Origin of the sequence: Alicyclobacillus sp. TC (genome assembly GCF_016804365.1) — a bacterium.
Lineage (GTDB): Bacteria > Bacillota > Bacilli > Alicyclobacillales > Alicyclobacillaceae > Alicyclobacillus_I > Alicyclobacillus_I tolerans.
The window spans coordinates 601,045-626,226 of record NZ_CP044434.1 but is presented as its reverse complement, the minus strand read 5'-3'; the positions used below and the strand labels follow the sequence as shown (position 1 = coordinate 626,226).

Annotated in this window: 25 protein-coding genes and 1 other annotated feature; of the genes, 6 read left to right on the top strand and 19 right to left on the bottom strand. The window is 44.1% G+C overall.

What is annotated here, in order from left to right:
• Nucleotides 1–20 precede the first annotated feature (20 nt).
• On the bottom strand, nucleotides 21–1,685 hold the full coding sequence (locus FY534_RS03060) for an ABC transporter substrate-binding protein (RefSeq protein ID WP_203115176.1): 1,665 nt from the start codon (nucleotides 1,683–1,685) through the stop codon (nucleotides 21–23).
• Nucleotides 1,686–1,822: 137 nt separating this feature from the next.
• Nucleotides 1,823–2,839 (bottom strand): LacI family DNA-binding transcriptional regulator, encoded by a 1,017-nt coding sequence (locus FY534_RS03055; RefSeq protein WP_072873892.1) that lies wholly within the window; start codon nucleotides 2,837–2,839, stop codon nucleotides 1,823–1,825.
• A gap of 303 nt (nucleotides 2,840–3,142) precedes the next feature.
• Here FY534_RS03055 and FY534_RS03050 point away from each other — a divergent pair, with 303 nt between their 5' ends.
• On the top strand, nucleotides 3,143–4,417 hold the full coding sequence (locus tag FY534_RS03050; protein WP_203115175.1) for a sugar efflux transporter: 1,275 nt from the start codon (nucleotides 3,143–3,145) through the stop codon (nucleotides 4,415–4,417).
• A gap of 200 nt (nucleotides 4,418–4,617) precedes the next feature.
• Here FY534_RS03050 and FY534_RS03045 read toward each other — a convergent pair whose 3' ends face one another.
• Nucleotides 4,618–5,841: an alpha/beta hydrolase gene (locus FY534_RS03045; RefSeq protein ID WP_203115174.1), complete on the bottom strand. Its 1,224-nt coding sequence runs from the start codon at nucleotides 5,839–5,841 to the stop codon at nucleotides 4,618–4,620.
• Nucleotides 5,842–5,908: 67 nt separating this feature from the next.
• Nucleotides 5,909–6,826 carry a R2-like ligand-binding oxidase gene (locus FY534_RS03040; RefSeq protein ID WP_072873888.1) on the bottom strand — a complete coding sequence of 306 codons (918 nt, stop codon included), beginning with the start codon at nucleotides 6,824–6,826 and terminating at the stop codon, nucleotides 5,909–5,911.
• Between the two features lie 70 nt (nucleotides 6,827–6,896).
• On the opposite strand from FY534_RS03040, the gene FY534_RS03035 reads away from it, so the two are divergent.
• Entirely contained in the window at nucleotides 6,897–8,135 is a 1,239-nt protein-coding gene (locus FY534_RS03035) for a LuxR C-terminal-related transcriptional regulator (RefSeq protein ID WP_203115173.1), read from the top strand.
• Here the strand turns inward: FY534_RS03035 and FY534_RS03030 are convergent.
• Genes FY534_RS03030 through FY534_RS02995 form a run of 9 tightly spaced genes read right to left on the bottom strand, consistent with a single transcriptional unit; the run spans nucleotide 8,109 to nucleotide 16,331 of the window.
• Nucleotides 8,109–8,525 carry a hypothetical protein gene (locus tag FY534_RS03030; RefSeq protein WP_203115172.1) on the bottom strand — a complete coding sequence of 139 codons (417 nt, stop codon included), beginning with the start codon at nucleotides 8,523–8,525 and terminating at the stop codon, nucleotides 8,109–8,111. The two genes, FY534_RS03035 and FY534_RS03030, sit on opposite strands and share 27 nt — an antisense overlap.
• Before the next feature lie 33 nt (nucleotides 8,526–8,558).
• On the bottom strand, nucleotides 8,559–10,256 hold the full coding sequence (locus tag FY534_RS03025; protein WP_072873885.1) for an ABC1 kinase family protein: 1,698 nt from the start codon (nucleotides 10,254–10,256) through the stop codon (nucleotides 8,559–8,561).
• Nucleotides 10,257–10,291: 35 nt separating this feature from the next.
• Entirely contained in the window at nucleotides 10,292–10,561 is a 270-nt protein-coding gene (locus tag FY534_RS14790) for an SDR family NAD(P)-dependent oxidoreductase (protein WP_255567412.1), read from the bottom strand.
• The gene (locus FY534_RS03020; RefSeq protein WP_255567411.1) at nucleotides 10,555–11,136 is read right to left on the bottom strand and encodes an SDR family NAD(P)-dependent oxidoreductase; all 582 of its coding nucleotides are present in this window, start codon (nucleotides 11,134–11,136) and stop codon (nucleotides 10,555–10,557) included. Before FY534_RS03020 ends, FY534_RS14790 begins: the two co-directional genes overlap by 7 nt.
• Nucleotides 11,137–11,154: 18 nt before the next feature.
• Complete coding sequence (locus FY534_RS03015; protein WP_203115171.1) at nucleotides 11,155–11,973, bottom strand: enoyl-CoA hydratase/isomerase family protein; 819 nt, start codon at nucleotides 11,971–11,973, stop codon at nucleotides 11,155–11,157.
• An 18-nt stretch (nucleotides 11,974–11,991) separates the two neighbouring features.
• Nucleotides 11,992–13,224, bottom strand: coding sequence for an acyl-CoA dehydrogenase family protein (locus FY534_RS03010; protein ID WP_203115170.1), 1,233 nt, complete (start codon nucleotides 13,222–13,224; stop codon nucleotides 11,992–11,994).
• 15 nt (nucleotides 13,225–13,239) lie between these two features.
• The gene (locus FY534_RS03005; protein ID WP_203115169.1) at nucleotides 13,240–14,394 is read right to left on the bottom strand and encodes an acyl-CoA dehydrogenase family protein; all 1,155 of its coding nucleotides are present in this window, start codon (nucleotides 14,392–14,394) and stop codon (nucleotides 13,240–13,242) included.
• Between the two features lie 37 nt (nucleotides 14,395–14,431).
• A complete protein-coding gene (locus FY534_RS03000) occupies nucleotides 14,432–15,955 on the bottom strand; it encodes a class I adenylate-forming enzyme family protein (protein WP_203115168.1) in 1,524 nt (507 codons plus the stop codon).
• 40 nt (nucleotides 15,956–15,995) lie between these two features.
• Nucleotides 15,996–16,331, bottom strand: a complete 336-nt coding sequence (locus tag FY534_RS02995; RefSeq protein WP_203115167.1) for an SCP2 sterol-binding domain-containing protein — start codon at nucleotides 16,329–16,331, stop codon at nucleotides 15,996–15,998.
• A gap of 244 nt (nucleotides 16,332–16,575) precedes the next feature.
• On the opposite strand from FY534_RS02995, the gene FY534_RS02990 reads away from it, so the two are divergent.
• A complete protein-coding gene (locus tag FY534_RS02990; RefSeq protein ID WP_203115166.1) occupies nucleotides 16,576–17,877 on the top strand; it encodes an arsenic transporter in 1,302 nt (433 codons plus the stop codon).
• 110 nt (nucleotides 17,878–17,987) lie between these two features.
• Entirely contained in the window at nucleotides 17,988–18,290 is a 303-nt protein-coding gene (locus tag FY534_RS02985) for a hypothetical protein (protein WP_238413636.1), read from the top strand.
• Nucleotides 18,291–18,339: 49 nt separating this feature from the next.
• Here FY534_RS02985 and FY534_RS14785 read toward each other — a convergent pair whose 3' ends face one another.
• From FY534_RS14785 to FY534_RS02970, 3 genes are all read right to left on the bottom strand, one after another.
• Nucleotides 18,340–18,558 carry a diguanylate cyclase domain-containing protein gene (locus tag FY534_RS14785; RefSeq protein ID WP_255567410.1) on the bottom strand — a complete coding sequence of 73 codons (219 nt, stop codon included), beginning with the start codon at nucleotides 18,556–18,558 and terminating at the stop codon, nucleotides 18,340–18,342.
• A gap of 1 nt (nucleotide 18,559) precedes the next feature.
• Nucleotides 18,560–19,159 (bottom strand): GGDEF domain-containing protein, encoded by a 600-nt coding sequence (locus FY534_RS02975; protein ID WP_203115163.1) that lies wholly within the window; start codon nucleotides 19,157–19,159, stop codon nucleotides 18,560–18,562.
• A gap of 134 nt (nucleotides 19,160–19,293) precedes the next feature.
• Complete coding sequence (locus FY534_RS02970; RefSeq protein ID WP_203115162.1) at nucleotides 19,294–20,067, bottom strand: LamB/YcsF family protein; 774 nt, start codon at nucleotides 20,065–20,067, stop codon at nucleotides 19,294–19,296.
• A 202-nt stretch (nucleotides 20,068–20,269) separates the two neighbouring features.
• Nucleotides 20,270–20,502: a binding site (T-box leader), on the top strand.
• Nucleotides 20,503–20,724: 222 nt separating this feature from the next.
• On the opposite strand from FY534_RS02970, the gene aroF reads away from it, so the two are divergent.
• Both aroF and FY534_RS02960 read left to right on the top strand, forming a co-directional pair.
• Nucleotides 20,725–21,588 (top strand): 3-deoxy-7-phosphoheptulonate synthase, encoded by an 864-nt coding sequence (gene aroF / locus FY534_RS02965; RefSeq protein ID WP_203115161.1) that lies wholly within the window; start codon nucleotides 20,725–20,727, stop codon nucleotides 21,586–21,588.
• Entirely contained in the window at nucleotides 21,581–21,862 is a 282-nt protein-coding gene (locus FY534_RS02960; protein ID WP_072873873.1) for a chorismate mutase, read from the top strand. Before aroF ends, FY534_RS02960 begins: the two co-directional genes overlap by 8 nt.
• Before the next feature lie 83 nt (nucleotides 21,863–21,945).
• Here FY534_RS02960 and FY534_RS02955 read toward each other — a convergent pair whose 3' ends face one another.
• Genes FY534_RS02955 through FY534_RS02945 form a run of 3 tightly spaced genes read right to left on the bottom strand, consistent with a single transcriptional unit; the run spans nucleotide 21,946 to nucleotide 25,172 of the window.
• Nucleotides 21,946–23,118, bottom strand: a complete 1,173-nt coding sequence (locus tag FY534_RS02955) for a Gfo/Idh/MocA family protein (RefSeq protein ID WP_203115160.1) — start codon at nucleotides 23,116–23,118, stop codon at nucleotides 21,946–21,948.
• Between the two features lie 10 nt (nucleotides 23,119–23,128).
• Nucleotides 23,129–24,172 (bottom strand): Gfo/Idh/MocA family protein, encoded by a 1,044-nt coding sequence (locus tag FY534_RS02950; RefSeq protein ID WP_203115159.1) that lies wholly within the window; start codon nucleotides 24,170–24,172, stop codon nucleotides 23,129–23,131.
• A complete protein-coding gene (locus FY534_RS02945) occupies nucleotides 24,165–25,172 on the bottom strand; it encodes a Gfo/Idh/MocA family protein (RefSeq protein WP_238413635.1) in 1,008 nt (335 codons plus the stop codon). Before FY534_RS02945 ends, FY534_RS02950 begins: the two co-directional genes overlap by 8 nt.
• Nucleotides 25,173–25,182: the final 10 nt, after the last annotated feature.

Genomic DNA, 25,182 nt, shown 5'->3' with positions numbered 1-25,182 from the left:
CGCCGTTTGGCTCAATCCATTCAACTTCTTGGTTTTAGATGCATAAGGACAATCTCTGCTGCCGGCCATGACCATGGAGCTGGTGAAACATATGGATTGCTCGCACTCGGCCAACCTGTATAATTTTTGGTACTGTATTCGTACCAAGTACCACCATAGAACAGTGGGATAGTCGGTAAATTTTCAGCGACAATTTTCTCCACTTTATACATAGCCTGTTTTTGTTGAGCCAAGTTTGTGGTAGATTCAAAATCAGAAAATGCCTGATCAGTTGCCGCATTGTCCCATTGTTCATAATTTAAGCTGCCATGCGACTGATAGACATCCTCATCAATATAGTAAGGATTGGGTCCGCCGCCAGACGATGCAATAGCCAAATCAAAACTATGTCCCTGGAGTGCTGCTTCATACCCAGCATATTGCATTTGCTGAACATTGACCCGTATGCCAATCTGTTGCAAATCCTGTTCAATCAATTGAGCGTCTTCATCCCAGTCTGTCCAACCAGATACAACAGCCAAATTGAAAGATAAAGGTTGACCATTGGGAGCTTCCATCACACCATTGACTTTCTTATAACCGTGACTCTCCAGCAGTTGCTCTGCAGCACTTGGATTATACGTAAATTTCAAATCCTTAGCCGGCAAATTGGGATCTATCCAACTTGAACTGGTAGGCAAAATAGTTGTTGGACTAGCCACCTGAACATACCCGTATTCGCCTTTTTGAGCGAGCGCGTTACGGTCAATCGCCATACTGATAGCCTCACGTACTACTTTTTGACCAAGCAGTGAGTTTGTCAAATTAGGAACCAAATTGACTACGTTATTAGGCGGGAACCAATACTTGTTGTATGGACTCTTGGAGGCGTATACTTGTTGAATATTGTTAATAAATTGTCCTCCCCAGTCTACTTGACCTTGGGCCAACGCCAGATTAGCACTATCGTTACTGCTGTATGATGGGAAAATTACCTCTGGCACAGGCGGTTTTCCTTCGTAATAATTGTCGTTGGCTTTTAAGGTGTATTCTTGGGGAGAGAAACTCGCCAAAACATAGGGTCCAGTTCCTACTGGATTACTGTTCAAATATTTGGATGGATTCCCGACCTTCGACCAGATATGTTCAGGTACAATAGGCTCTTGTACGACATACATGGCAAATGGCACATCCGGCTTTTTGAACTGGAACACAACGGTTCCAGCCCCTTCTGCTTTGACGCTGCGCAACTCAGTCCAGACACCGGAAGTATCAATAGCTGGATATTTTTTCAACAAATCAAACGTAAACACCACATCTTTAGAGGTGAAGGGCTGTCCATCTGACCATTTAGCGTCTGTATTGAGTTGGACAGTCAATGTTGTATCTCCATTGCTCCACGACATGCTTTTACCAAGCAAACTATAGACATTTGAACTGACCAAACTGTAATAGAATAACGGTTCATAAATCATGCCAAAAGTTCCAGGATTAGCTGTAGTTTGGTATTGGAAGGGATTAAAATTGTCTTGAAAACTTCCGTATGGCGCAGGAACAACCGTTAACGGTTTTCCTTGGCCTGAGCTCGCAGAGACCGAGGTGCTATGACTAGCCGATCCGTTGGTTGCATTGCCACACCCAGCCAGTGCAGCCACGGTAAGTGCAACCGTTCCAACAACGACGCCTGTTTTCCATTTGCTGTTCAACGATGAACCCCCTTATTTTTCATCAAAACCGCTTTCGAAAATAAAAACATGTTATATACCACACACCACCTCCTCCAAGCACAACAAGAAACCGCTTACAATTATGTTTGGAAAGTGAAATGCAGAATCGAAAACAACTAAGAAATAGAGCAAACACTTTCTCGAACTACAATTTCTGTATCTACAGTGATAACTGTGGGTGGTTTATCCTCACGAGCCATTAATTCCAACAACTCGAAAGCCGCCAAACGTCCCATCTCTTCCTTGTTTTGACGAACCGTTGTCAAACTTGGAGTGACATATCGGGCAAGCTCAATATCATCAAAACCCATAACAGATATGTCCTGTCCAGGTTTCTTTCCAACTTCCTGCAAAGCTCGAAAAGCTCCAATCGCCATCATGTCGGAAGCACAAAAAACAGCCGTAGGCAATTCAGAAACCTGCAAAAGTTTTTTCATAGCCTCATAACCTGAGACTTCTGTAAAATCCCCGTCCAGCATCCATTCCGACCGGAAGGGTAAATCTAATTCTTGCAACGATTGTTGATATCCTAACATCCGATCATGGCCAGGTTTCGTGCCCAGCCGATCACCAATAAAAGCAATTTTTCGATGACCATTGTTTAATAGAAAGGACATCGCTGCTCGCGTACCACCCAGATTGTCTGACATGAGATAACTGGCTCGCGAACCAATAAGATCTAAATCTATAGAAACCACTGGTATACGACTGCGAGCCAACGCGACTAACCCTGGATCAGTCCGCGGCACACCAACCAAGAGCAATCCATCAACATCTCTATGTTTTGCCCGCGCCTCAAAACCACTCGGGAAATTTTCCCGCTCAGCATCTGAAAACAATAAAAGATCATAGCCTTTACCACCTACTACATCTTTAAAACTAGCAAGAACATCATGCAAGAACGGATGGCGCAATCCACTATTGACATGATCTTGAAAAAATACGCCGACAGTCATAGAACGATTGGTAGCTAAACTACGCGCAGCTGCGCTTGGCTGATAGCCTAATTCGCTCATAATGCGTTGAACTTTGCCGCGCGTTTTGAGACTGACATCTGGGTATCCATTCAAAACTTTAGATACCGTAGTCGGTGAAACTCCAGCTCGTTTGGCAATGTCGTAAATAGTTGTCATAGACAGCGTCCTTTGTACTTCAAGTCTGGAACGATGATTACAAAACCGCTTTCGTTAATGCATTGTATTCTTTTTTTGCTTTCAGATTCCTGCTTATTAAAAAAATTTTTTCAAAAATAAGAACTTCGCATTTTATTGAAGTAAAAATGATAAACTTAGTAGGAAAAATCAGAAGCAAATATCCTTTTCAACGCTTGCATAAGCATATTAAAGACATCCATTGCCAACGTCGTACCGATACCGCTTCCGAAAGTAACTCAAATTCTATCTATGGCCTTTCGGCCTCAGTGGAGGATTTTTCGCTTGCCATCTTTTCGTTTTCACGGAACATTTCGTACAAATCAAATGCCCGGCTATTTTGCTCTCGTCTTTTCCATTACTCTAGTAGGAGTAGGTTTAGCTGTAACTCGACCTTACCTATCGTTGTATCTGACAAATCAAATTCACACTTCGCCCGTAGAATTGGGTGCGTTTATGTGTACCAACGGCATAGGCGGTATTATAGCCAGTACTTGGCTCGGAAAAAAATCGGACACCGGTACGCCGAAGAAATTTATTATTCTTTTGTCTTGTCTATCTGCTGGATGCGGTTATGCCTGCTTTTTATTTATGCATAATTATATACAATTACTCATCTTTACTACTTTTCTGTTAGGTATGGGTGCAGCAGCGTTTCCTCAACTTTTCGCTTACGCAAGAGAATCGGCCATAGCATCCACCACCTCCCATCCGGCACGAACTATCGCCTCACTCCGCGCATTTTTCTCATTTGCTTGGGTGGTTGGCCCACTGTTTGGTGCCTGGGGACTCAGCCTGCTTGGTTATAATGGACTATTTATGTCTACTTCTTTGATTTACTTTTTGATTTTCGGAGTTGCTTTACTATCTTTGCAAAGGCGCCAGCACACACAAATCCCTAAAATCGAATCGTCTACACTGTGGAAAAATTTACAACGTCGAGAAATTTTTTATTCCATCATCGCTTTTGTCTTTGCCTCTACAGCATCTAGTGTGAATGGAATGTATATGCCGTTATTTGTCACGCGAACCATTGGAGCGCAAGAACATGTGGTGGGATGGGTGTTCAGCCTAAGTGCAGGATTGGAAATTCCTATTATGATCGGTCTCAGTGCGGTTTCAGAAAAAATAGAAAAACGTAAAATTCTGTTGTTTGGTATCATTTGTGGAATTCTCTATTATACAGGTGTCATCTTTACCGATGCCGCCTGGCAAATGCTTATCTTACAAGTATTCTGCGCTATATTTATTGCAATCATTTCCAGTACGGGTATGAGTTATTTTCAAGATTTCATGCCCGAATCCGCAGGATCGGCCACGACACTTTTTAGCAACACCAACAATATCGGCAGTGTGGCGGGTAGCTTACTCGGTGGTACGATTGCTCAAACCCTTGGTTTTCGTGCTGTTTACGAAAGTAATATTGGTTTAGCACTGTTTGCCTTTTTCCTTCTTTATTTAGCTAAAAAACGTCAGCCGCTCAAACATTCAGAAACCAATATGGCCATACATCCAAGTCAATCCCAACATGAGAGCGTCATATTCAGGCAAGATAAATGAAAATAGATAAGAATCCAGCGAGGTGGAGTTATTAGAAGCCATTGAATTCACTTTGCAATCTGGAATCAAGACCCCAGATCTACATGGGAAAGCAACTACCGAAGAAGTAATAACAGCGATTATAGAATATTTGCAAAAGACGTGCTGAATTTCCTTCTTTTTTATAACTCCTCACTGCACATATTGAAATTACTTAAAAGTTAGTCACTGCTATCGCTGCTCGACTTTGAAAACAGCGCTATATCCCCCGCAAAATCTTCAATTTTTTCATATTTTCCTGATTGCGGGGGAGAAAATCCTTTTTCTACCCAACACTCCATGTGCATCAGCGCAGCTTCATAGTAAGGTAGCACAGGTTGCTGTTTTCCGCGATGAGAGCGTAAAAGACCGTCCACATGATTCCCGCGATCAATCTCATACAAACGATGATAGGTACTTGCCCCTGCTGACTCGACCAATTTGGCATAAGCTTCTGCATGATCTCGAAAAGGGATGAGACAATCATAGTTTCCAGCTACTGAAAGCAAGGGCTTAGTGATTTGACCGTTATTTTCTATACGCTTAATTCTTTCATTAAAAAAAGGGAGTCGTTCCAACCATGGATACTCAGCCAAAAATTGCGGATTTTCTAGCCAATCCTTTGACCATTCGGCTGCAAACGGCTTCCAATCTGGATCTAAATTTCTACCATAGAGCCAAAGTGAAACAAGCCAATAGACTCGATAATATACATCCCAAAAGGGTTCCGAATCAGGATGTAGACCCATCTCGATTAAATTTTCAAAAGCACTTGCACGTTCCGCTGTCGAATAATCTCCACGCCAATTACGATAGATAGGATAAGATTGAACCATAACAGGTAAAGTGGTCAGCAAGTGCCGTTGGCGAGTATGCCATAAGACTCCTTCCCACTCTACACCACCATGATAACGATGAGGATACAATTCCATCATTCTTCGCGTAATATATCCACCATTACTTACTCCAGAAATATAGATATATTGAGCTTTTGATCCATAATAACTTTCCACATGCGAGGCAGCCCAATCTGTTAACTGGGCATAGATATCTGTCCATTCTTCCATAGAACGGCTGGGATCGCGCAAAGTAAGTTGTGGCGTACCTTTATCGCAAGCTGCATAGGCATATCCTCTTTGAATGACGATATCGCTGAGCAATAAATCAAGTGAATATTCATTTCGAACCGCCGGTGTTGCTCCTATCATTAACTTCCCATTCCAAAGATCGGGACTTGGCATACGGAGGAGCACACGTGCGGCACTTAATCTCCCTGTACAAAAAAGTCCTGGTACCAAGGAGTTTATACTAGGTCTCTCATATACCAGTGCCTCTGCATCGGGATCAACCCCTAGTCCATTTGTGGTTAAATCTTTTACGGTTTCCATGCAGATAGAAGGGTCCATTCCATTTCCCCCACTCTAGCCATGTGTTTGTTGAAGTTTATCTAGCATCCACAGCAATAAAGTCATTTTACTCCTCAATTCCAACGGTGGCCTCTGAAAGTTGATAAATTTCATCTGGAGATTGGCCACGCGCACGCTGGAGTACATTCATCCGTCGTTGAAATTGTGACATGGCATATTGTATATAATCATTCTTGTCCAGCGGAAAAGGCGGTTCCACACCTGCATGGGCAGATTCAGTCTCTCTATCACTGAACAATTCGTTAACCACTCCCACTGCAAAAGGAACGAGTAATTGAATACGCGTTTGTATAACATCCCATATTCGATCATCTTCAGCAATCAGACGAGAAAGCAAATAAGTACCATAGCCAATATGACGTGACTCATCCTTTTGCAAATAAACAATGGCACGAAGCAAGCCGGGCATTTTCCTATTTTTTTCTAGTATATTATGGAATGCGTAATAACCGGTTTCAGCCAGAATACCTTCTACCACCATATTATAGGTCACTGACGCTTCTGCTTGGGCGGCAGGTGATGGATCATGAATAAGGCGTTCCATGGATTCGGGAAGGTACTTGCTAAAGATGGCTTCATAGCTCGGGCCAATTTGCTCGGAAAAATCTTCTCGAACCCTTGCAATATCATCAAAAAAACGTCTAAATACTTCTGTGTGTTTAGCTTCCTCCCAGAGAAAAGTGGTCAAATACATTTCTTCTTCCAAACGTCCTTCGAGTGAAATGGCTCGAATGAGCGGCAATAAATCTCGTGTCACAGCTTCTTCTCCCGCCTGAAAGAGCGTACAAAGACGAAGAATGACTCGTTGTTCCGATTCACTAAAAGTTAACCAATCTTCCCGATCCTTTTCCATGTCAATGTCACGCGGATCCCAAATCCCGATTTTTTTGGCTTTATGATAAAGACGCATGGGCAAACTGGCATGATCTAACCCTTTTTTTGTAACTGTCTGATAAATTCTCAATTTCCTTTCCTCCTTCAATCCTGTAGGATACAGATATAAAGATAGATCACCATTTCGCGGGGGTGCACAGATGTCTATAGAGTCCTTCCCCAAACTCACCACACCTGGTCGTCTATCCTATCAACGTCCTGTTCCCGCCTTGCCAAACCGATGCCTGAAACAGCTATTGCAAGCTGTTGAGAAAAACCGCGCACAGCTTCTCTCTACTTGGGAGGCCATGACAGCAGCTGGTGGCCAATGGGACAGCAAAACTCGCGAAGGCGCGCGCACTGCGCTTCTATACTTATTGACTCACTTGCAACTCGTCACTGCTGACGAAGCCCGTGCTATTGATGAGACTTTGCATTGTTTTCGCAAAACAGCATTAGGTAACTCTACTGCGGCAATTCTGCTTGTACTCTCGGATTTTGAAGAAATGATACTATCCATCGCCCGCTCACATTTACCAGCTGAAGATTTTGAAACCGTCTATCACTGGTTACATGTTTATTGTGTCAACCTGATGCAAATGTTTATTGAGGCATCTTCTGACCAAGCGCTCGATGAAAAGCAACAATTCCCAACCCATCACCAGACTTCCCGTATGCATAGAACCATGTTGGCTGTAGAAGTACAGAAACTTTTGCTCTTTGATGAACATCTATTTCTAACGCATGACGTTCATGAGGTCTTTCAGACGTTAGTGACAGACAGTTGCCAACTGGCTGGTTTTAAACGCAGTGCCCTTTTTCTTTATAACCCTTTAAATCAATCTGTTGAGGGATTATTTGGGCATCACGTCGAACTAGATGTTATCCGTCGAATTCGTGAAAACGGATATCGTGTACCTCTGCTTAACCGGCTTTTGCAACTGGACAGACCTGTTTTTCTTGAAAATGTCTCAAATCTGCTACCTGTTCAACATGTGCAATCTTTTCACTTAACTTCATTGCTTATCTGTCCTGTACGAGGGCCTGCATCCGAAACTTTAGGAGTACTTTTGCTCGATCACAATGGACAAAGATTCCCGCACGTACCCAGTCAGCTTGAATTGGTAAAAGGGATGCTCGACAGAGTTTCATTTGCACTCTCATCTCATCTCCACCAAGATCAAGAACGAATTCCTAACCACAGTTTCGCTTTGACGGAAAGAGAGTTGGACGTTCTTTATCTGTTGGCAGATGGTCTTGACACGAAACATACCGCTGAGCAACTACACATCAGCGAATACACTGTTTCAGAACATATCACTTCTATACTCCGTAAACTCAAAGTGAAAAATCGTACTGCCGCTGTTGCCAAATCACTTCGAGAAGGCCTGATCCGCTGAACGAGTTTGTGCATCGTCGGATGATAAATTTTGTAACACAGTTTGCTCTAATTGGGAGATTTGCTCTCGCAACTGTCTTACTTCCTGCTGCACTTGGAAAAGCGATTGCTGCCATTCCGTGCTCAGCGTACGTTGAACTGAACGTTTTTGCCGCCAAGTTATCAGACGCTGAAAAAGCAACAACATGGAATGATCTTTACTCACCGCATCGATAAAAGCGTCTTCCAACGTTTCACGATATCCTGAACGACCATGGTCTTTCCCATAAAGCAAATGATTTTGAAGAATCTTTTGAATCTGTGGATTTCCTGGTCCTCCGCTTTGACGATAAAACGCCTGAATACGAGATTCTAAACTAAGTTGTTCTTGCTCTCGTGAAGATGCTGACATATCCACCACCTCCAACGTAACTTTTCGCCCAAGTCAAAGACGCGCCCGCAGTGCGTTCCAAATGACACCTAGTATAAAAAGAGCGCTTGCTGAGAGAGCTATCATGCCAATTCGATGCGCCATCAAAGAAAACTCAAAATTTCCACCTCGAGACGTGATCAAAATAGCTCCTCCTAAAAAAAGAATACCTGCAAGAAAAGCAAATGCGACACGGTTGGTAAGGCGTGAAAGATTGCGCTGAGCCACTTGCGAAAGTTGAGCGTCTATCGTGAATTGTAATTTATTCCATTCCAGATGCTCGAGAATTTTGTTCAAACGTCGTGGAAACGTTGTCGCCAATTTAGCAGTTTCCGTCAAAAGTGCTGCATTGGTATGATAATTGAGACGTCGGCTCATCCAGTCCCGAACAATTTGTACATCTGCTGTTTCCACTAAATCGTGGAATGATATTTCCGGACAAAGCCACCGCGCATTCCCTTCAGCCGCAGAAAATCCTTTGGCCCAAAGAGCAAGACCGGTAGGAATACGACAGTGATTTTTCAGGGCAATCATGATGGTACGAAAGAGAAGATTGCCCCAATTGTAATGACTTCCTTGATGGCTGTCTGTGTAGTGAATGAAGAGACTGCGCAATTGATCTTTCAATTGAACAGGATGTGTGTAAATGGTGGGTTCATAAATATCGAGGGCTGACTCAGCAGCATCTTCTGCTTGATTGACGCGAATATGCAGGAGCATACGGAAAATGGCTTCTGTATGCAATGTGTCCATCCGTCCCGTCATACCCCAATCGAGAATGACTGCTCGTTTCGTTGTCCGCTCAATCATGATGTTAGAACCGTGTGGATCGGCGTGGTAAAAACCTTTGAGAAACATTTTTACATAGTAATGAGCGAGATCGGCCATTCTTTCTAGTCGTTCTTCAAAAGTCAGAAAATCGACTGGAAAATCTTTGAGATTCCAACCGTCAATGTATTCCATCACCAGAACTTGAGGTGTTACACAGTAAACCTGAGGAATGTGCAAGGTAGCAAATTCGTCACAATATTGTCTCTGTTGATTCATCGCTTCAGCCTCTAGCCGCATATCCAATTCGTTCATCGAACTGCTGTAGTAGTCTTGAAGAAGTCCCTTAACATCTAGCGTTTCACGTAACTCAACGGGGAAAAATCGTTGCAATCTCCCAACCAGTTTACGAATAGCCGCTATATCTGCTGAAAATAACTTTCTGGCTAAAGGACGTACAATTTTGACTGCTGCTCTCCGACCATCTTGCAAATAGGCTTGATACACTTGGGCCAGAGAAGCAGAACCAATGGGCACGGGATGAATAAAGTCAAATTCATCGCGCCAGTTTGGCATGGATTCATCCAAAACGACTTCCATATAAGCAAAATCAATGGGCGGCACTTCAGCCAAAAGCGGTTCTAACTCCCTTGTCAGAGCATCCGGTAACAGCTCTTGCCTTGTCAGCATTACCTGCCCCAGCTTGATATACGTGGGTCCCAACTCTTGAAAAGCTAAACGCAATCGCTGGCCAAGCAATCGATATCGGCTTTCTTCGTCTCTGCTTCGGTCTTTCAAGATATGCAAGATACCGTGTTTGACCAGCGTTTTACTGACGGCTCGAAAACGTCGTGCCGGCGTTATGGATTGACGCTCATTGGCAATCTTCTCACGGATATTGGCCTTGCTCTTGGCTTGAGATGATTTGACCGCTGCGCCTGCCATTCGATTTGCCCCCCTTCACTCCTATTGATTCAGGCTTAAAATGTGAATAATTCAATCCCCCCCGAAACGTTTAGACCAATTCCGGTAATATATTTTGCTTTTTCCGAGCAAAGAAAGACAATGGCGTTAGAAACATCTTCCGGATCACCTGGACGTTTAAAAGCTGTGCGTTGCACCATGCGCTCGTTCATCTTACTGTTCCCCATTCGAAATGCTTCAGTTGCAATAATCCCAGGAACAATCGCATTGACACGAATTCCATGGCGTGCACCTTCCAGAGCCATACTTTTAGTAAAACTCAGCAAACCTCCCTTTGTCGTTGCATAACTAGCTTGACCAAATCCCCGAGCGTACCAGCAACGGAAGCCATATTGATAATTGTACCGCTGCCCTGTTCTTTCATAATGGACCAGACCGCTTTTGTGCAGTTGTACGCCCCCGTCAAATTGACCCGTAAATCTCGTTCCCACCACTCGTCGCGTTGGTTTTCAATTTGTGAAACGTGATCGAGCGTACCCGCATTATTTACAAGAATATCAATCCTCCCCATCTCTCTATATACTTTGTCGATCACGTCACGGACCTCATTTCGGTTGGTGACATCCATCTTGGCCACTATCGCTCTTCTGCCCATGGATTCAATCTCACGAGCCGTCTGCTTAGTAAACACGGTTTGGGTACTTTCCATAACTTGTGCCAGCGGTCCCATTTGCATGGCTCGCTCTTTACTAGTCGCGTCGCCTTCAACAAGAATATCGGTTACCACAACATCAGCCCCAGCTTCTGCAAGCGCTAATGCATCTTGCCGACCCAATCCGCGCGATGCCCCCGTCACAATGGCAACTTTTCCTTTTAATAGTTGATCCCAAGATGAGGACATGACTTCCACCTCTTTGTCTTATGAATGCAGGCGAAATCTATCAGAGCAAGCTATAAAATTGGCTGGTCGCTTGCTAAAAAAAGCAGCCAGTCCTTCCATCGGCTCGCCTGTAGTAAAGGTTTGCTCAAAAGCCTCGCTCTCCAACGTATACCCATGGCCTTCTCGATCCTCAGCCGCAAGCAAACAGGCTTTAGCCAAACCCATTGCCTGTATGGCTCCTTTGGCAAGTCGATCAGCAAACGTCATCACCTCTACATTGAACGTTTCGGGTGATACTGTCTTGGTCACAAGTCCGTATGCTGCTGCCTCTTCGGCACTCAATCGACGGCCAAGAAAGATAAGCTCCGTCGCTTTAGCGCGCCCGAGTAATCGCACCAATCGCTGTGTACCCCCTCCTCCGGGAATAAGACCGAGAGAGATTTCGGTTAGACCGATACTGCCAGCAGACATGATGCGAAAATCACAAGCAAGAGCCAATTCACAACCACCCCCCAGCGCATGTCCGGAAATAGCAGCAATCACTGGTTTGGGTAATTGTTCTAATTCTTTTAAGACTTGTTGTAGGCGTCTACTGGAGGCGGCAATACTGCCAGGACGGTTTATCTGCTCGCTGCCTTTAGAAACCATCATTTTGATATCCATTCCAGCCAAAAATATTTTGGGATGCGCAGAGCGAATCACAATGACACGAACTTCAGAGCGACTGGAAACATCTTCTATACATTTTTGCAAATCTTCCAATAACTCATCGTGGATGGTGTTGGAAGGAGGATGATTCAGTGTCCAAACAGCCACGCCATTCTCTTTCATTTCAATTTGAATAGTTGATTGATCCACGCTCATCTCCCCTTATTTTTAGATACGCAGACCAACCTGCTCATAAAGACGACGAGCTACAATCAGATGCTGAATTTGACTCGTACCCTCAAAAATGTCGTATACTTTGACGTCACGATAGAGCTTTTCTACCAAATGACCATCCAGTCCAATGGGTCCCATTAAATTGAGACAACCCGCGCAAATTTCGAGAGCCATTTTCCCAGCAACAGCTTTGCAGACTGCTGCCTCTTTGGCATTTGGCATAGATACATCTCCCATCCATGCCGCCTCCCAAGTCAATAAACGAGCTGCATCAATTTCCTGACGCATATTGGCTAACTGTGCGCATGCCAAGGTATATGATTTTCCGTTTTTAGGATATTCTCGGCGTACAAAATCGAGGGTGTATTCATAAGCAGCACGCGCGATACCTACAGCCATAGCTGCAACCACAGGACGGGTTGTGTCAAAGGTAGCCATGGCAACCCGAAACCCAGACAGGCCATTCTGCCTTGCTTGATAAGCTTCTTCCCCACCGAGCAGATTCTCATCTGGCACAAAACAATCTTCGAAAAACAGTTCTGCTGTTTCTGAAGCGCGCATCCCCATCTTTTGGGCAATACGTGGGCTGCTGAAACCTGGCGTACCTTTTTCGACCACAAACGCACGATGCCCAGCTCTGCCCATTTCCGGATGAATTGTGGCAAAAACCACAACCCACGATGCTCTTTGCCCATTGGTAATAAAAATTTTCTGTCCATTGAGCAAATAACCGCCATCTACTTTTCGTGCAGTAGTACGTATCCCAGCTACGTCCGAGCCAGCTCCAGGTTCAGTCAGTCCATACGCCCCCCAACGAGGCTCATCTGGTGTAAAGATAGAAAGAAAACGTTGCTTCTGTTCTGCCGTGCCTGACGCGAGAATAGGCGGTCCTCCAAGACCCGGTCCCGGCAATGTCAACGCTATTGCCGGATCTCCCCACCCGACTTCTTCTGCAGCAATGACACTTAGTCGATTAGACTGTTTCTTCTGTTCTCGTTGCTCGAGTGTTTCTGTTTTAGAACCACCATTTTGGGATTCATGAGTGTGAGCCTGAGAACCAGGAGTACTGAGTGATATCCCCATGCGATTGACTTTTACTAACCATTCATCAGGCACGCGATGTTCTGCATCTGCTTGAAGAGAAATAGGGCGCATTTCAGATTCCGCAAACCAATGAACCAAGTCCCTTACTTGTTTTTGTTGAGGTGTCAGTTCAAAGGAAATCATGTCATCCTCTCACTTTCACTTCACAGTCAAAGTAGATCGATTATAATTTTGTACTGAGACAGTACGTTCGCCGAGTTGATTCAGAAACTGCGATTCACAACCATATAGCATGACCTGTGCTTGGGCGTCGCGCATCCACTTCTCCACAGGATATTCTTGTACAAATCCATGACCGCCGAGTAACTGTACAGCATGATTAGTGACAAAACTCACTGCGCGATGCGAACGCAGAATTGCCTCAAGAGCGTACTGAAAAGCATTCTCCTGCCCCAGATCGGTTGCTGCAGCTGCCCGCCAAACCAAGTGATGGGCTGCTCTTTGTTCCATTTCCATATCTGCAACCAAAAAAGAAACACCCTGAAACTGAGCAATCGGCTGACCAAAGGCTTGGCGTTGTGCCGTATATTCCACCGTATAATCTAATGCCGCCTTAGCCAAACCAACTTCTGCCGCAGCTTGCCGAATATAAATGCGGCTTAGTGCCTGTTCCACTAAAAGCTGAGCCTCTTCACCACGAGCAAGAACAGCATGCTCTGGCACCCAGACTGTATCAAAGGAAATACGCCCGCAGCCTGCAGCTAAAAGTCCCAGACGAATGTCTCCAGCTAGGACTGTCCAAGGAGTTTCAGACTGATGCAACAAAAGCACCAGCCATTCACCGTCTTCATCACAAAAACAGGCTATTATGCCTGCCACTTGATGAGCCAGTCGAATGGGTTGAGAGTGCCCATTCAATTCATAACCATGTGCTAATCTCTCTAATCGTAAAGACTGTCCCCATTCGGATGGCCATGAGACAGCATCCAAAAACCCAAACCCGCATCCGCTCGCAGAACATTGCGAATTTTTTATTTGCGGGTTTTCTGACAAAAGCCGAAAGAAAGACGATGCGTCTGCTGTTCCGGGGAAACCTTGAAGAATGCCTAAATCTCCATAAGCCAATTCTTCTAAGACCTGTACTTGTGTGGTTAGAGGGAATTCTAACCCGTCCATCCACTCCGGCAACTCCAGTAAGAAGAATCCCAGATCTGATGCCTGATGGAGAAGCGGCTGTGGAACCTGACGCAGTTCTTCTGCTAATCGAGCCTGTGGCCGAATCTGTTCTCGCGCAAAATCACGAGCAGTCTGCAATAAACGATTCTCTTCTGCAGTCGGACGGAATGATATCACCGTTGACTCCCCTCGCTTAGCTTGTCAAATGTATGTCTCAACCGGAGACTTGACCCTCATCTTGTTTTGCCCACATCGTTTTAAGACGCTTTCTGTCTATTTTGCCGATCACGTTTTTGGGCATAAACGGTATAAATTTCACCCAACGTGGAGTCTTGTATTTGGCCAAATGTTTCTGGCAATACTGCAGCAATGTTTCTTCATGAATTTCTATTCCGGGCCTTTTCACAATAAAAGCCATTACTTCCTCACCCATAGCCTCTGATGGGACTCCAATCACCGCTGCCTCAAGCACAGCTGGATGACGCATGAGCAAATCTTCTAAATCGCGTGGATAAATATTAAATCCACCGCGTATAATCACATCTTTTTTCCGGTCAACCACAAACACATAGCCATCACTGTCCATGTATCCAACGTCTCCTGTATAAAGCCAACCGTCACGCAAAGTCTCATGTGTGATTTCCGGAAGTCCATGATAACCACGAGTCACATTAGGACCTTTGACGATAAGTTCTCCGACGTCACCGTTGGGAAGAAATTGTCCTTGTTCATTTACAACACGCACTTCTACTCCAGGTAAGGGCAAGCCAACAGAACCCGGTTTAACAGGAAGGTTAAAGCGAGGCGCCGTGACAATGGGCGCCGCTTCCGAAAGGCCATACCCTTCAAAAATTACACAATCAAAAGCTTGCTCAAATTGCTCTCTCTCAGATACTGGCAAAGGTGCAGATCCAGAAATGCAAAGAGCCAGCGAGGTTACATCAAAACGAGATCGTTCAGGGTGGTGCAGTAATGCATGGAACATGGCTGGAACAGCAGAAAAATGAGTGACCCGGTAGGTTTGAATTGCTTGGAGGACAAGTAACGGATCAAAATGCGGCAACATGATATTACGCTCGCCACGGAGAATGGAAACATTCATCATTGTATAACCAAACGCATGGGAAAGCGGCAATATCAGTAAACCTACATGCTCAGCACCGCCAAAGTCGTAGTCTTTTGCCAATTCAGCAGCCGCCTGAGCATTGGCTACTAAATTGTTATGTGTCAATTCCACGCCTTTCGGTTGCCCCGTAGTTCCAGAAGTGTACAAAATGACCCCAATATCTTCATCCTTACATTCATCTAGAAAAGTAAAAGCCGCCATGTCCCGTTTTCCTGGTTGATGGCGCTCTACCGCCAGCACCTTGGGTGGTGGATTGAGCTGCTGGGCTACATTTTCCAATTTCTTCTGCATCATTTCGCAAGTAATCATCACTTTAGGTTGGCAGTCACGTGCAATGAAAAGGATTTCATCACCTTGCAAAAGAGGCATTACAGGAACTGTAATTGCACCAAGCATTGCAATGGCCGAATATACAAAGAAAACTTCGGGGCGGTTAGGCATGCTGACGAGCACAGTATCTCCTCGGTCGACTCCCTGATGGTGCAGTTCTTGTGCCCAACCTTGCGCCAATCGCAGATGATCGAGATTGCTAAAAGACTGGCCTTCATAAATCAAGCTCGTATACTCACCATAAGTCTCAACATTTTGTTCCAACAGCCGGGATAAATGCATCTGCGCTTCGCCTCCCCGTACTTGTGGAAATGAACCTGAATCAGGAAGCGTAAGCGCTGAGAACCGACTCAAGACGCATAGCTAAACCGAGATCACCCTCTACTCGCAATTTTCCGCTCATAAAGGCTGCTGTCCCATTCAAACGACCTTCCACCATCTCTTTAAAATCGTCTGCAGCCAATTCAAGTGTACAATTGGCCAGTTCCTTTTCTCCTTGAGTTACCTCCGCACTAGTTGGCGTGAGATGGATCTGGTAAACCGCGCCATCTTCACCTGTTAGATTGAACTGATAGATTGCCGTTAACCCGCCAGTTCGACTGGGATCTTTTTTCAAAACCTCATGAATCTTCTCAAAAATCTCCTGGGTACTCGGCATTTTGCATACATCCTTTCTATCCCTGATAAATGTCACGCTGTATATAGCGCTTTTCATATTTATTCAACCGCCAAAACACCATAACCACCATCCCTGATTTCCACTAAAATACCCCCAGAAAATTGGGGGTATGTCAAACTTTCCAAATCATTGTAAGGCCAGTTGCTGTGGATTGTCTTTGCTATTCCTGTTTCCATCCCGATATAATTGAAGTCATGACTTCAATTGTACGGCGGTGCTAATAATGAACCTTTATGCTTGGTTAGCCATTTCAGTATTTCTTCTCACTTTAATCTTTGTTATTTGGCAACCAAAGGGACTTTCAATTGGTTGGAGTGCAACTGGCGGAGCGATATTAGCTTTGCTTTTGCACGTCGTTCATCTGAGCGATGTATGGACTGTCACAAAAATTGTTTGGGATGCTACTCTTGCCTTCGTAGGTATTATTCTCTTTTCAGTCATTCTTGACGAAATCGGATTTTTTGAATGGGCTGCCTTGAAAATGGCTCATGCTGCAAGAGGAAATGGACGCAAGGTATTTTTCTTCATTATCTTACTTGGGGCTATTGTTTCAGCTTTTTTTGCCAATGATGGCGCAGCTTTAATTTTAACTCCTATTGTGTTAGAAAAAATGAAACTGCTAAAGTTTGATACAAAAAAAATGCTTCCTTTTCTTTTGGCCAGCGGCTTTATTGCTGACTCCACATCTTTGCCTTTTATCACCAGCAACTTGGTCAATATCGTTTCAGCAGACTATTTTGGAATTGGCTTCCTACACTATGCATGGCGTATGATCGTGCCTGATCTATTCTCCTTTGCAGCCAGTCTAACTGTACTCTATCTATTTTTTCGCAAAGATATCCCAGCTTCCTATCGCCTCGAAGACTTGCCCGACGCAGCCGTAGCTATACGCCACAAAGGAATGTTTAAAGCTTCCTGGGTTATTCTTAGTATCTTATTCATTGGTTATGTTTTGTCCGATTTATTGCATATTCCTGTCTCATTTGTGGCTTTATCAATTGCGCTGATCTTCTTAATAGCAGGGGCAAAGACGCATTCAATTGAACCGCGTAAAACCATTCGTTCTGCTCCATGGTCTATTGTTGTTTTTTCCATTGGCATGTATGTCGTTGTTTATGGATTACAAAACGCAGGTCTAACTTACTTTTTAGGTCACTTGCTCCGCTGGTCGACAAATGGCGGTCTATACAGCGGCACATTGTTTACTGGTTTTGCCGCCGCTATCCTCTCCAGTATCATGAATAATTTACCTACAGTAATGATTGACGCACTGGCTATCCATGCTGCCAATGTCAAAGGTATCCTGCAAAGCGCCATGGTCTATGCCAATATCATCGGTTGCGATCTCGGCCCAAAAATGACTCCCATCGGTTCTTTGGCCACCTTATTATGGCTCCATATATTGGCACAGAAAGGTGTCAAGATCAGTTGGCAAACCTACATCAAAACAGGTATGGTTCTCACGATCCCTACACTTTTCATTACGTTGTCCGGCTTATATCTTTGGTTAAGCTTGATTCATTAATTAAAATAAAGAAACGACTATCTGCATGCTGTGATGAACGCCGATTCTCTTCCAAACCATTCTCCATATGAATATGAGATATCGCAAAAAATTTGAAAGGCGTGCTGTCCTTGGATGATTTATCGCCTTCTTTACATGATCGAACAATGCAGGGTATCCAGTCAGTAATCGATCGAGTCTTTCAACATGTGCAGGGCATGGAAAAAATCATCATCAATCGCTCTATCCAAATGATCTATCCTCGCCTTGAACAGCGTATTCGGGCTGCCTCTGAAGATGAATTGCTTACAGAATTACAATTTGTACATGACTTAATTGAAAAAATTATGCCGCCTAAACCAGCTGAAATGGTAATTGCCAAGAAGAAGTCTAAAAAGAGAAAAAATACCCGACTTATCTGCCGAAAAAAATAGCCCTATTGCAATCAGCAACAGGGCTGTAGCGCATAATTTTAGAGAAATTTCAGAACATGGCCCGCTCCAACATATATTGATTACCACCTAATTCCTTGGCACGATACAGACCTCTATCCGCTATTTGAATCATTCTTTGAATTTCCAGGGAGTCAATTGGAAATGTGGCCATCCCCATACTTACAGAAATCATCGGAAACTTTTCTTCTTCTCCCCATGGTCGCCTCATTATTTCAAGAATATTTTCTGCCAATTCAAATATTTCCATCTCATTTTTTTACCAAAATAGCCACTAAAAATTCGTCACCCCCCAGCCGGGCAATCGTATGCGCAGAGGAGGCAACCCGTTGGAGCCTGTTACTTAAATCCCTTAATAGTAAATCTCCCGTCAGATGACCATATTGATCATTTACCCATTTAAACTTATCACAATCCAATAATAAGATAGATAGCATCTTATCTGTCAAACCAGCCTGCTTGACAGCCTCTTGCAAACGAATTCTCGTGGCGCGACGATTCCATAAGCCTGTCAAATGATCCCGATAAGCCAAATGCTCCAATTTTTTTTCGCGCTCAACATGAGGTGTAATATCCCGAACAATACCCAACATGTATGTGAGATGACCATCATGATAAGAAATTGGAGAAATCATAGATTCACCGATTTGACCATTGTGATTCAGCACAAAAGACACTGATTTCCCATTCATCAAAGCTTGAGTATATTGATGGTGAAGAAAATCAGCTTCTACAGGTTCCACTACATCTTGAAATGTTGCGCCGTACGCATATTCATTCAAACCTGAAACCCGCATAGCCGATTGATTCATATAAAGATAACGAATCTCTTGAGCAGAGGGTGCTGTCATCAAAAAACCAAATCCGGCATATATTCAAACATAGATATAGACTGGACAAACGGCAATAAATTCGCTGATTTGAAGGTTGATTTGGGCATTTCAGTCATCCTATCATTGAGTAAAATTAAACTAGCCTAGTGAATCTATTCATTCGCGTTGCCACAAGCTGCTTGAATAGAAATACCTTCTTCCAGCAGGCGTCGATGTATGGTCTGCGCAAAATGAAGCGCGTGATTGCCATCACCGTGTAGACAGACCGTTTCTCCTATAATTGGAATGTTTTCTCCGTTTAAGGTACAAACCGTACCTGTTCGTATCATTTGCAAAACTTGTCGAACCGCCTGCTCACCATTTTCAAGCAAGGCTCCTTTGACATTACGAGGAGTCAATGACCCATCAGCCTGATAAGTCCGATCAGCAAAAAACTCACTGGCGGTATGCAAACCTATTTCTCTGCCAGCGCGAACCAACTCACTCCCCGATAAACCGTAAAGAATTGCATCAGGACTTACATCTTTTACAGCTTGAGCGATTGCTTGCGCTAAATCAGCTTGAACAGCAGCCATATTGTAAAGGGCACCATGCGGTTTGACGTGGTGCAAACGAATTCCTGCGACCGTACAAAACGCTTGAAGCGCACCTATTTGATAAACAACCATCTCATACGCTTCATCCTTACTAATATCCATTCTTCTGCGACCAAAGCCAAGTTTGTCTGGTAGCCCCGGATGTGCTCCCACAGCAACACCAGCATCACGAGCTTCGTAGACCATTTGGCGCATGATGGCTGGATCCCCAGCATGAAATCCACAGGCTAAATTGACTGAACTGACATACTGCAACATCTCACGACCTGCACCAATTCGATAGGGGCCAAAACCCTCAGCGAAATCACAATTCAAATCAATTGTAAGCAATGGTCATAACCTCATTTTCAGGAATGAAATCAATGGCCTTGAGGAAAGAAATTTCAGAAAAGCTAAACTGATAACAGTATCCAAATGATACCACAAATAAGTCCGTAAATTTTGTGACTTATGCAAGAAAATCTGCATAAGATGAGATACCTAGCATTGACAACTGAGCACATGCGCGATAATATTTTAACAATTCAATAAATAAAAGGCTGAGATGAAGAGAGTACGTGTTGCTGTCGCTGCAGAGAGCCGGTGGTGGGTGAAAACCGGTGTGAAAGGAACACGGAAGTTCACTTCGGAGCTGTTGGGTGAACACCTGCTTAGCAGGTTTGAGTAGCCTAAACCGGAAATCAACCAAATTTCCGTTATAACAATGAAGTGAAGGGCTTTGCGCCTGGAATTAGGGTGGTACCGCGAGTAACCCTCGTCCCTATAGGACGAGGTTTTTTGTCGTTCAAAAAATGACAAAAGGACCTCCTGGACACGCAAAGCCTGGAATTAGGGTGGTACCACGAGCGAATCTCGTCCCTATAGGGACTGAGGTTCGTTTTTCTTTAAAAGACATTTTCAACATTCATTAACCTGCTTGAGAAATGAAAAAGAAAGAGGTTGGCGACTGAGGATTGTCACCTACCCAATAAGCTAGGAGGTCTTTTTATGAGCACACGAGAAGTTCGTTCTAATTGCCCTTATCCATTAGCCAGTCGTCAAAATCAAGCAGCCAACAGCGTAATTACCGTTCACGATATTCAAATCGGTACCCATTCACCAACTATCATCGCTGGCCCATGCTCAGTAGAAAGTTTAGATCAGATAGTTGAACTCGCAAAGGAAATTCAAGCTGCTGGCGCTCAAATGTTGCGCGGAGGGGCATTTAAACCTCGCAGTTCCCCTTACTCTTTTCAAGGCCTTGGCGATAGAGGATTATACTATCTTGCTGAAGCCAGAAAAGTTTCAGGACTCCCTGTAGTATCTGAAATCATGGAAGCAAGCCAATTAGATACTGCCTGCGATACAATCGACGTCATTCAAATTGGTGCTAGAAATATGCAAAATTACTCTCTGCTCAAAGCCGTCGGAAGAACGGATAAACCTGTACTTTTAAAGAGAGGTTTTTCTTGCACAATTGAAGAATGGCTGATGTCTGCTGAATACATCCTCAGTGAGGGGAACCAACAGGTAATACTCTGTGAACGAGGCATTCGTACATTCGAAACAGCCACACGTAATACTCTCGATTTAAGCGCTGTACCGGTAGTGAAAGAAAGAAGTCACTTGCCTATTTTGGTCGATCCCAGTCACGGAACAGGTGTTGCACGCTATGTACCTTCCATGAGTATGGCTGCTCTAGCTGCCGGTTGCGACGGATTGCTGATTGAAGTCCACAGTCATCCCGAAAAAGCTGCATCTGATGGCCAGCAGACCATTACCCCAGAAGAATTAAAATTGTTAATAGATAAAATTCATCTATTTTACAAAATAGAAAAAAACACTAATAAGGAGGTCGCTTTGCATGGATGATCAAGAATTGCAGACCTTGAGAGGTAAAATTGATGAAATTGATGACCAATTAATCGCCTGTCTTGCAGAAAGAATGCAATTAGTCCTAGAGGTAGCTGCTCGAAAATTGGAAATCGACTGTCCCATTGTTCAGCAGAATCGAGCCATCGAAGTGGAAAATCACTATATTCATATGGGAAAAGCTTTAGGTTTAGACAGCCAGTTCATGACCGATATTTTCCATAAAATCCACAATGAATCTTGCCGTATGCAAGCTCGTCTTTGGCAAATTTGAACTGTCAAAGCGGAGCCCAGTCCAATCTCAAAGGTAAAACATTTTTTGGGGAGGACTGGGCAACCATATTTTTTAGTAAATATTTAGATAGCTGACCCCATAACTTTTTCCCATTTACCATTTTCTGCCGAGCGTTCAACTGCTGCCATTACCCGTTGGTTATATAGACCATCAGTAAAATTGGGCGATGGTAAATTACGATAATCGATTCCTTGCTCACGCCGTTCAATTGCCATTAAAAAAGTAGCAAACAAATTAATAAACGTATGTTCATAACCTATAATATGGCCGGGCGGCCAATACGCTTGTAGATAAGGATGAACAGATTCGGTACACTGAATTTGCCGAAAACCCTGGCAATCTGCTGGATCGTCCACAAAATACGCATAAAGTCGATTCATATCTTCCAAATCCCAACGCAGAGAACCTTTTTCGCCATTGATTTCAAAACGGTTGCCATTTCGATTGCCTGTCGCAAAGCGCGTTGCTTCAAATACACCCAAAGCCCCATCCAAAAATTTTGCTAAAAATGCTGCGGCATCATCTACATCCACTTTACCTGTAACGTCTTGTTCATTTTCAACCATGAATGGCCTCTCCTGAATAAAGGTTTTCATCACAGCTGTTACGTCATCGATTTCACCCACCAAAAACCGAGCTAAATCAATGATGTGTGAACCAATATCCCCCAGCGCACCCGAACCTGCTAACTGCTTCTGCAAACGCCATTCCATGGGATGATCTGGACTTATCATCCAATCCTGCAGATATTGTGCACGTATATGGTAAATCTTACCTAAACGGCCTTCCTGCAACCATTGCTTAGCCAATTGAACAGCTGGCGCAAAACGATAATTATGACAAATCATATTTATTCCTAAAGCCTTTTTTGCTTCCATCTCCATCTCTACAGCTTCTTCTAACGAAAGAGCCAGTGGCTTCTCGCATAATACATGTTTGCCAGCACGCAATGCGGCTATCGCAATCTCCCTATGCAAATGATTGGGAGTGACAATATCTACAATATCAATATCGTCACGCTCTACTATCTCTCTCCAATCACTGGCCACTTCTGCAAAACCGTATCGTGCCGCCGCTTGACGAACACGTTCTTCCTGACGACCCACCAGTACCTGGAGGGTAACGGGACGTAGATTCGGAAAATAAAACGAGACATCCCGAAACGCATGGCTATGCGCTTTACCCATAAACTGATAGCCAATCATGGCTACACGCAAAGCATTACCTTCACTCATGGATACCCTCCTAACATTCTACCGGCTTTCCCAATTCAGCAGAGCGATAAAGTGCATCCAACAGTTTCTGTAATGCAACACCCTGTTCTGGCGTGGAGATGGGTTTTGCTCCACCTAGGCAGGCATCAACAAAGCGCTCAATTTCTAATTCATGACCACCTTTTTTAGGTAAAAAGGCAGGTGTCGTATCCAGCAATGTGTCATGTCTTTCTTCATAGATTTTCAATGGAAAGACATCAGCCCCAGCTTTATCTCCCATCAAGGAAACTTGCATGGTTTCGCGCTTCTCTACATTAGCAGCAAAGGCAGTTTCTAAAATAAGGGTCGATCCGTTTTGAAAGCGAATCATACCCCGCGCCATATCCTCGACAGAAAATTGCTTCCAGTCCCAATCTCCCATCATGCCAACACCTTGTCGATTACCAATCTTTTGATAGGTGGCCGCGAAAACTGTATCAGGCAATGGATAGCCCATTAAGTAAAGAGCGGTATCGAGCATATGTACGCCGATATCAATGAGTGGTCCACCGCCCTGTAACTCTTTATTCGTAAAAACTCCCCATCCTGGTATCCCGCGACGCCGCACAGCTATAGCACGACTAGCGTAAATCTCTCCGAGATCGCCAGCATCAATAAATTTCTTCAAGGTTTCAACTTCGGGGAAATGTCTGTAATGCAATCCGTAAGTCAATATTTTACCTGCCCGTTGAGCTGCATCTGCCATTAATTCCGCTTCCTGCCAACAAAGAGCAGGAGGCTTTTCACATAATACATGGCAACCTGCCTCAAGCGCAGCAAGAGTTGCAGAGACATGGAATTTGTTGGGGGTGCAAACGCTTACCGCATCCAAAGGTACTTTATCCAGCATCTCTTCCACACTCGCAAAAACATACGGGATATGATGAGTAGCTGCCACTTCTTTAGCTCTATCCAATTGAATATCTGCCAGTGCTACAATTTCAACACGTGATCCACATTTTAAATAATTGGGTATATGTACGCCTTGGGCAATGCCACCTGCACCAACAATTCCTACGCGTAAAGGCTCAGTCAATTTGCAAACCTCCTATTTCCGATATATCTACAATTCGGCGTTTTTGATGGGATAACTGCGCTGCATCATTGATGAGCGTTAAGTGTTCAATATCTTGCCAGGATGTATTTTGCGGTTCATGATGTAAAACAGTCGCTACCCATTGAGAAAAAGGATGCGGCAATGGTTTTGGCAATAACGGAGTTTGCCAAGCTTGATGAGGCAAATGTCTAGAGGCAATACGAACGGATTGTTGATCCACCATTAGACTCCCATCTGAACCATGTAACTCTAAAAGGAAAGAACGCTGTCCGGAAACAAAGCCTGTCTCCAATACAGCCACACATCCTGATTCGTATTTCACGCATACAGTCGCCTGATCTTCTACATCTGAGCTATAAAATGATGAAAAAAGGGCTGATACGGATACTGGTGTGCCTGCCAATCGATTGGCTAAATAAATGGGATGTGCACCCAAATCAATAAGCGCTCCACCTCCCGTCAGTGAGCGATCCAAAAATTCAGCCGGCAACCACCCTTGAGGGTGTTCCGCACTTGACAATATACCGTCATGATGCAATCGACAGCGAATCGAATGAAGTCTACCGAGCAGCCCTTGTTCAAGTGCGCTTACAGCATAGAGAAAGTATGCGTCGGACAATCTTGGTAAACAAAGCGTCAGCACTACGTTTTTATTTTCTAGAATCTCTCGAATCTTTCTACATTCATCTAAATTCATGGCAAGCACTTTTTCCGAAAATACATGTTTGCCCTGATTTAGCGCTTCAGAGATAAGGGCAAAATGTTGATTGGTAGGTGAAGCAATAATGACTCCGTCCACCTGCTCCCAGATGTCATTTAAATTTTGCACATACATGGCGTCAAACCGCTCGGCAAAAGCGCGACCACGTATTTCATCTGTATCCCAAATGAAATGCAACTCTACTTCTGAATGATTTACAGCATACTGCGCATATTCTGCAGCATGCACATGCCATCCACTTAACAGCGCTACTCGCATCATTATCCTC

Coding starts and splice junctions, on each gene's coding strand:
- FY534_RS03030 (WP_203115172.1), bottom strand. CDS start 8,525: ATGTCAGCATCTTCACGAGAGCAAGAACAACTTAGTTTAGAATCTCGT.
- FY534_RS02955 (WP_203115160.1), bottom strand. CDS start 23,118: ATGAGTGAAGGTAATGCTTTGCGTGTAGCCATGATTGGCTATCAGTTT.
- FY534_RS03035 (WP_203115173.1), top strand. CDS start 6,897: ATGTCTATAGAGTCCTTCCCCAAACTCACCACACCTGGTCGTCTATCC.
- FY534_RS03025 (WP_072873885.1), bottom strand. CDS start 10,256: ATGGCAGGCGCAGCGGTCAAATCATCTCAAGCCAAGAGCAAGGCCAAT.
- FY534_RS03000 (WP_203115168.1), bottom strand. CDS start 15,955: ATGCATTTATCCCGGCTGTTGGAACAAAATGTTGAGACTTATGGTGAG.
- FY534_RS14785 (WP_255567410.1), bottom strand. CDS start 18,558: ATGGAAATATTTGAATTGGCAGAAAATATTCTTGAAATAATGAGGCGA.
- aroF (WP_203115161.1), top strand. CDS start 20,725: ATGAGCACACGAGAAGTTCGTTCTAATTGCCCTTATCCATTAGCCAGT.
- FY534_RS02990 (WP_203115166.1), top strand. CDS start 16,576: ATGAACCTTTATGCTTGGTTAGCCATTTCAGTATTTCTTCTCACTTTA.
- FY534_RS03010 (WP_203115170.1), bottom strand. CDS start 13,224: ATGATTTCCTTTGAACTGACACCTCAACAAAAACAAGTAAGGGACTTG.
- FY534_RS03045 (WP_203115174.1), bottom strand. CDS start 5,841: ATGGACCCTTCTATCTGCATGGAAACCGTAAAAGATTTAACCACAAAT.
- FY534_RS02960 (WP_072873873.1), top strand. CDS start 21,581: ATGGATGATCAAGAATTGCAGACCTTGAGAGGTAAAATTGATGAAATT.
- FY534_RS03055 (WP_072873892.1), bottom strand. CDS start 2,839: ATGACAACTATTTACGACATTGCCAAACGAGCTGGAGTTTCACCGACT.
- FY534_RS02995 (WP_203115167.1), bottom strand. CDS start 16,331: ATGCCGAGTACCCAGGAGATTTTTGAGAAGATTCATGAGGTTTTGAAA.
- FY534_RS03020 (WP_255567411.1), bottom strand. CDS start 11,136: ATGTCCTCATCTTGGGATCAACTATTAAAAGGAAAAGTTGCCATTGTG.
- FY534_RS02975 (WP_203115163.1), bottom strand. CDS start 19,159: ATGACAGCACCCTCTGCTCAAGAGATTCGTTATCTTTATATGAATCAA.
- FY534_RS02945 (WP_238413635.1), bottom strand. CDS start 25,172: ATGCGAGTAGCGCTGTTAAGTGGATGGCATGTGCATGCTGCAGAATAT.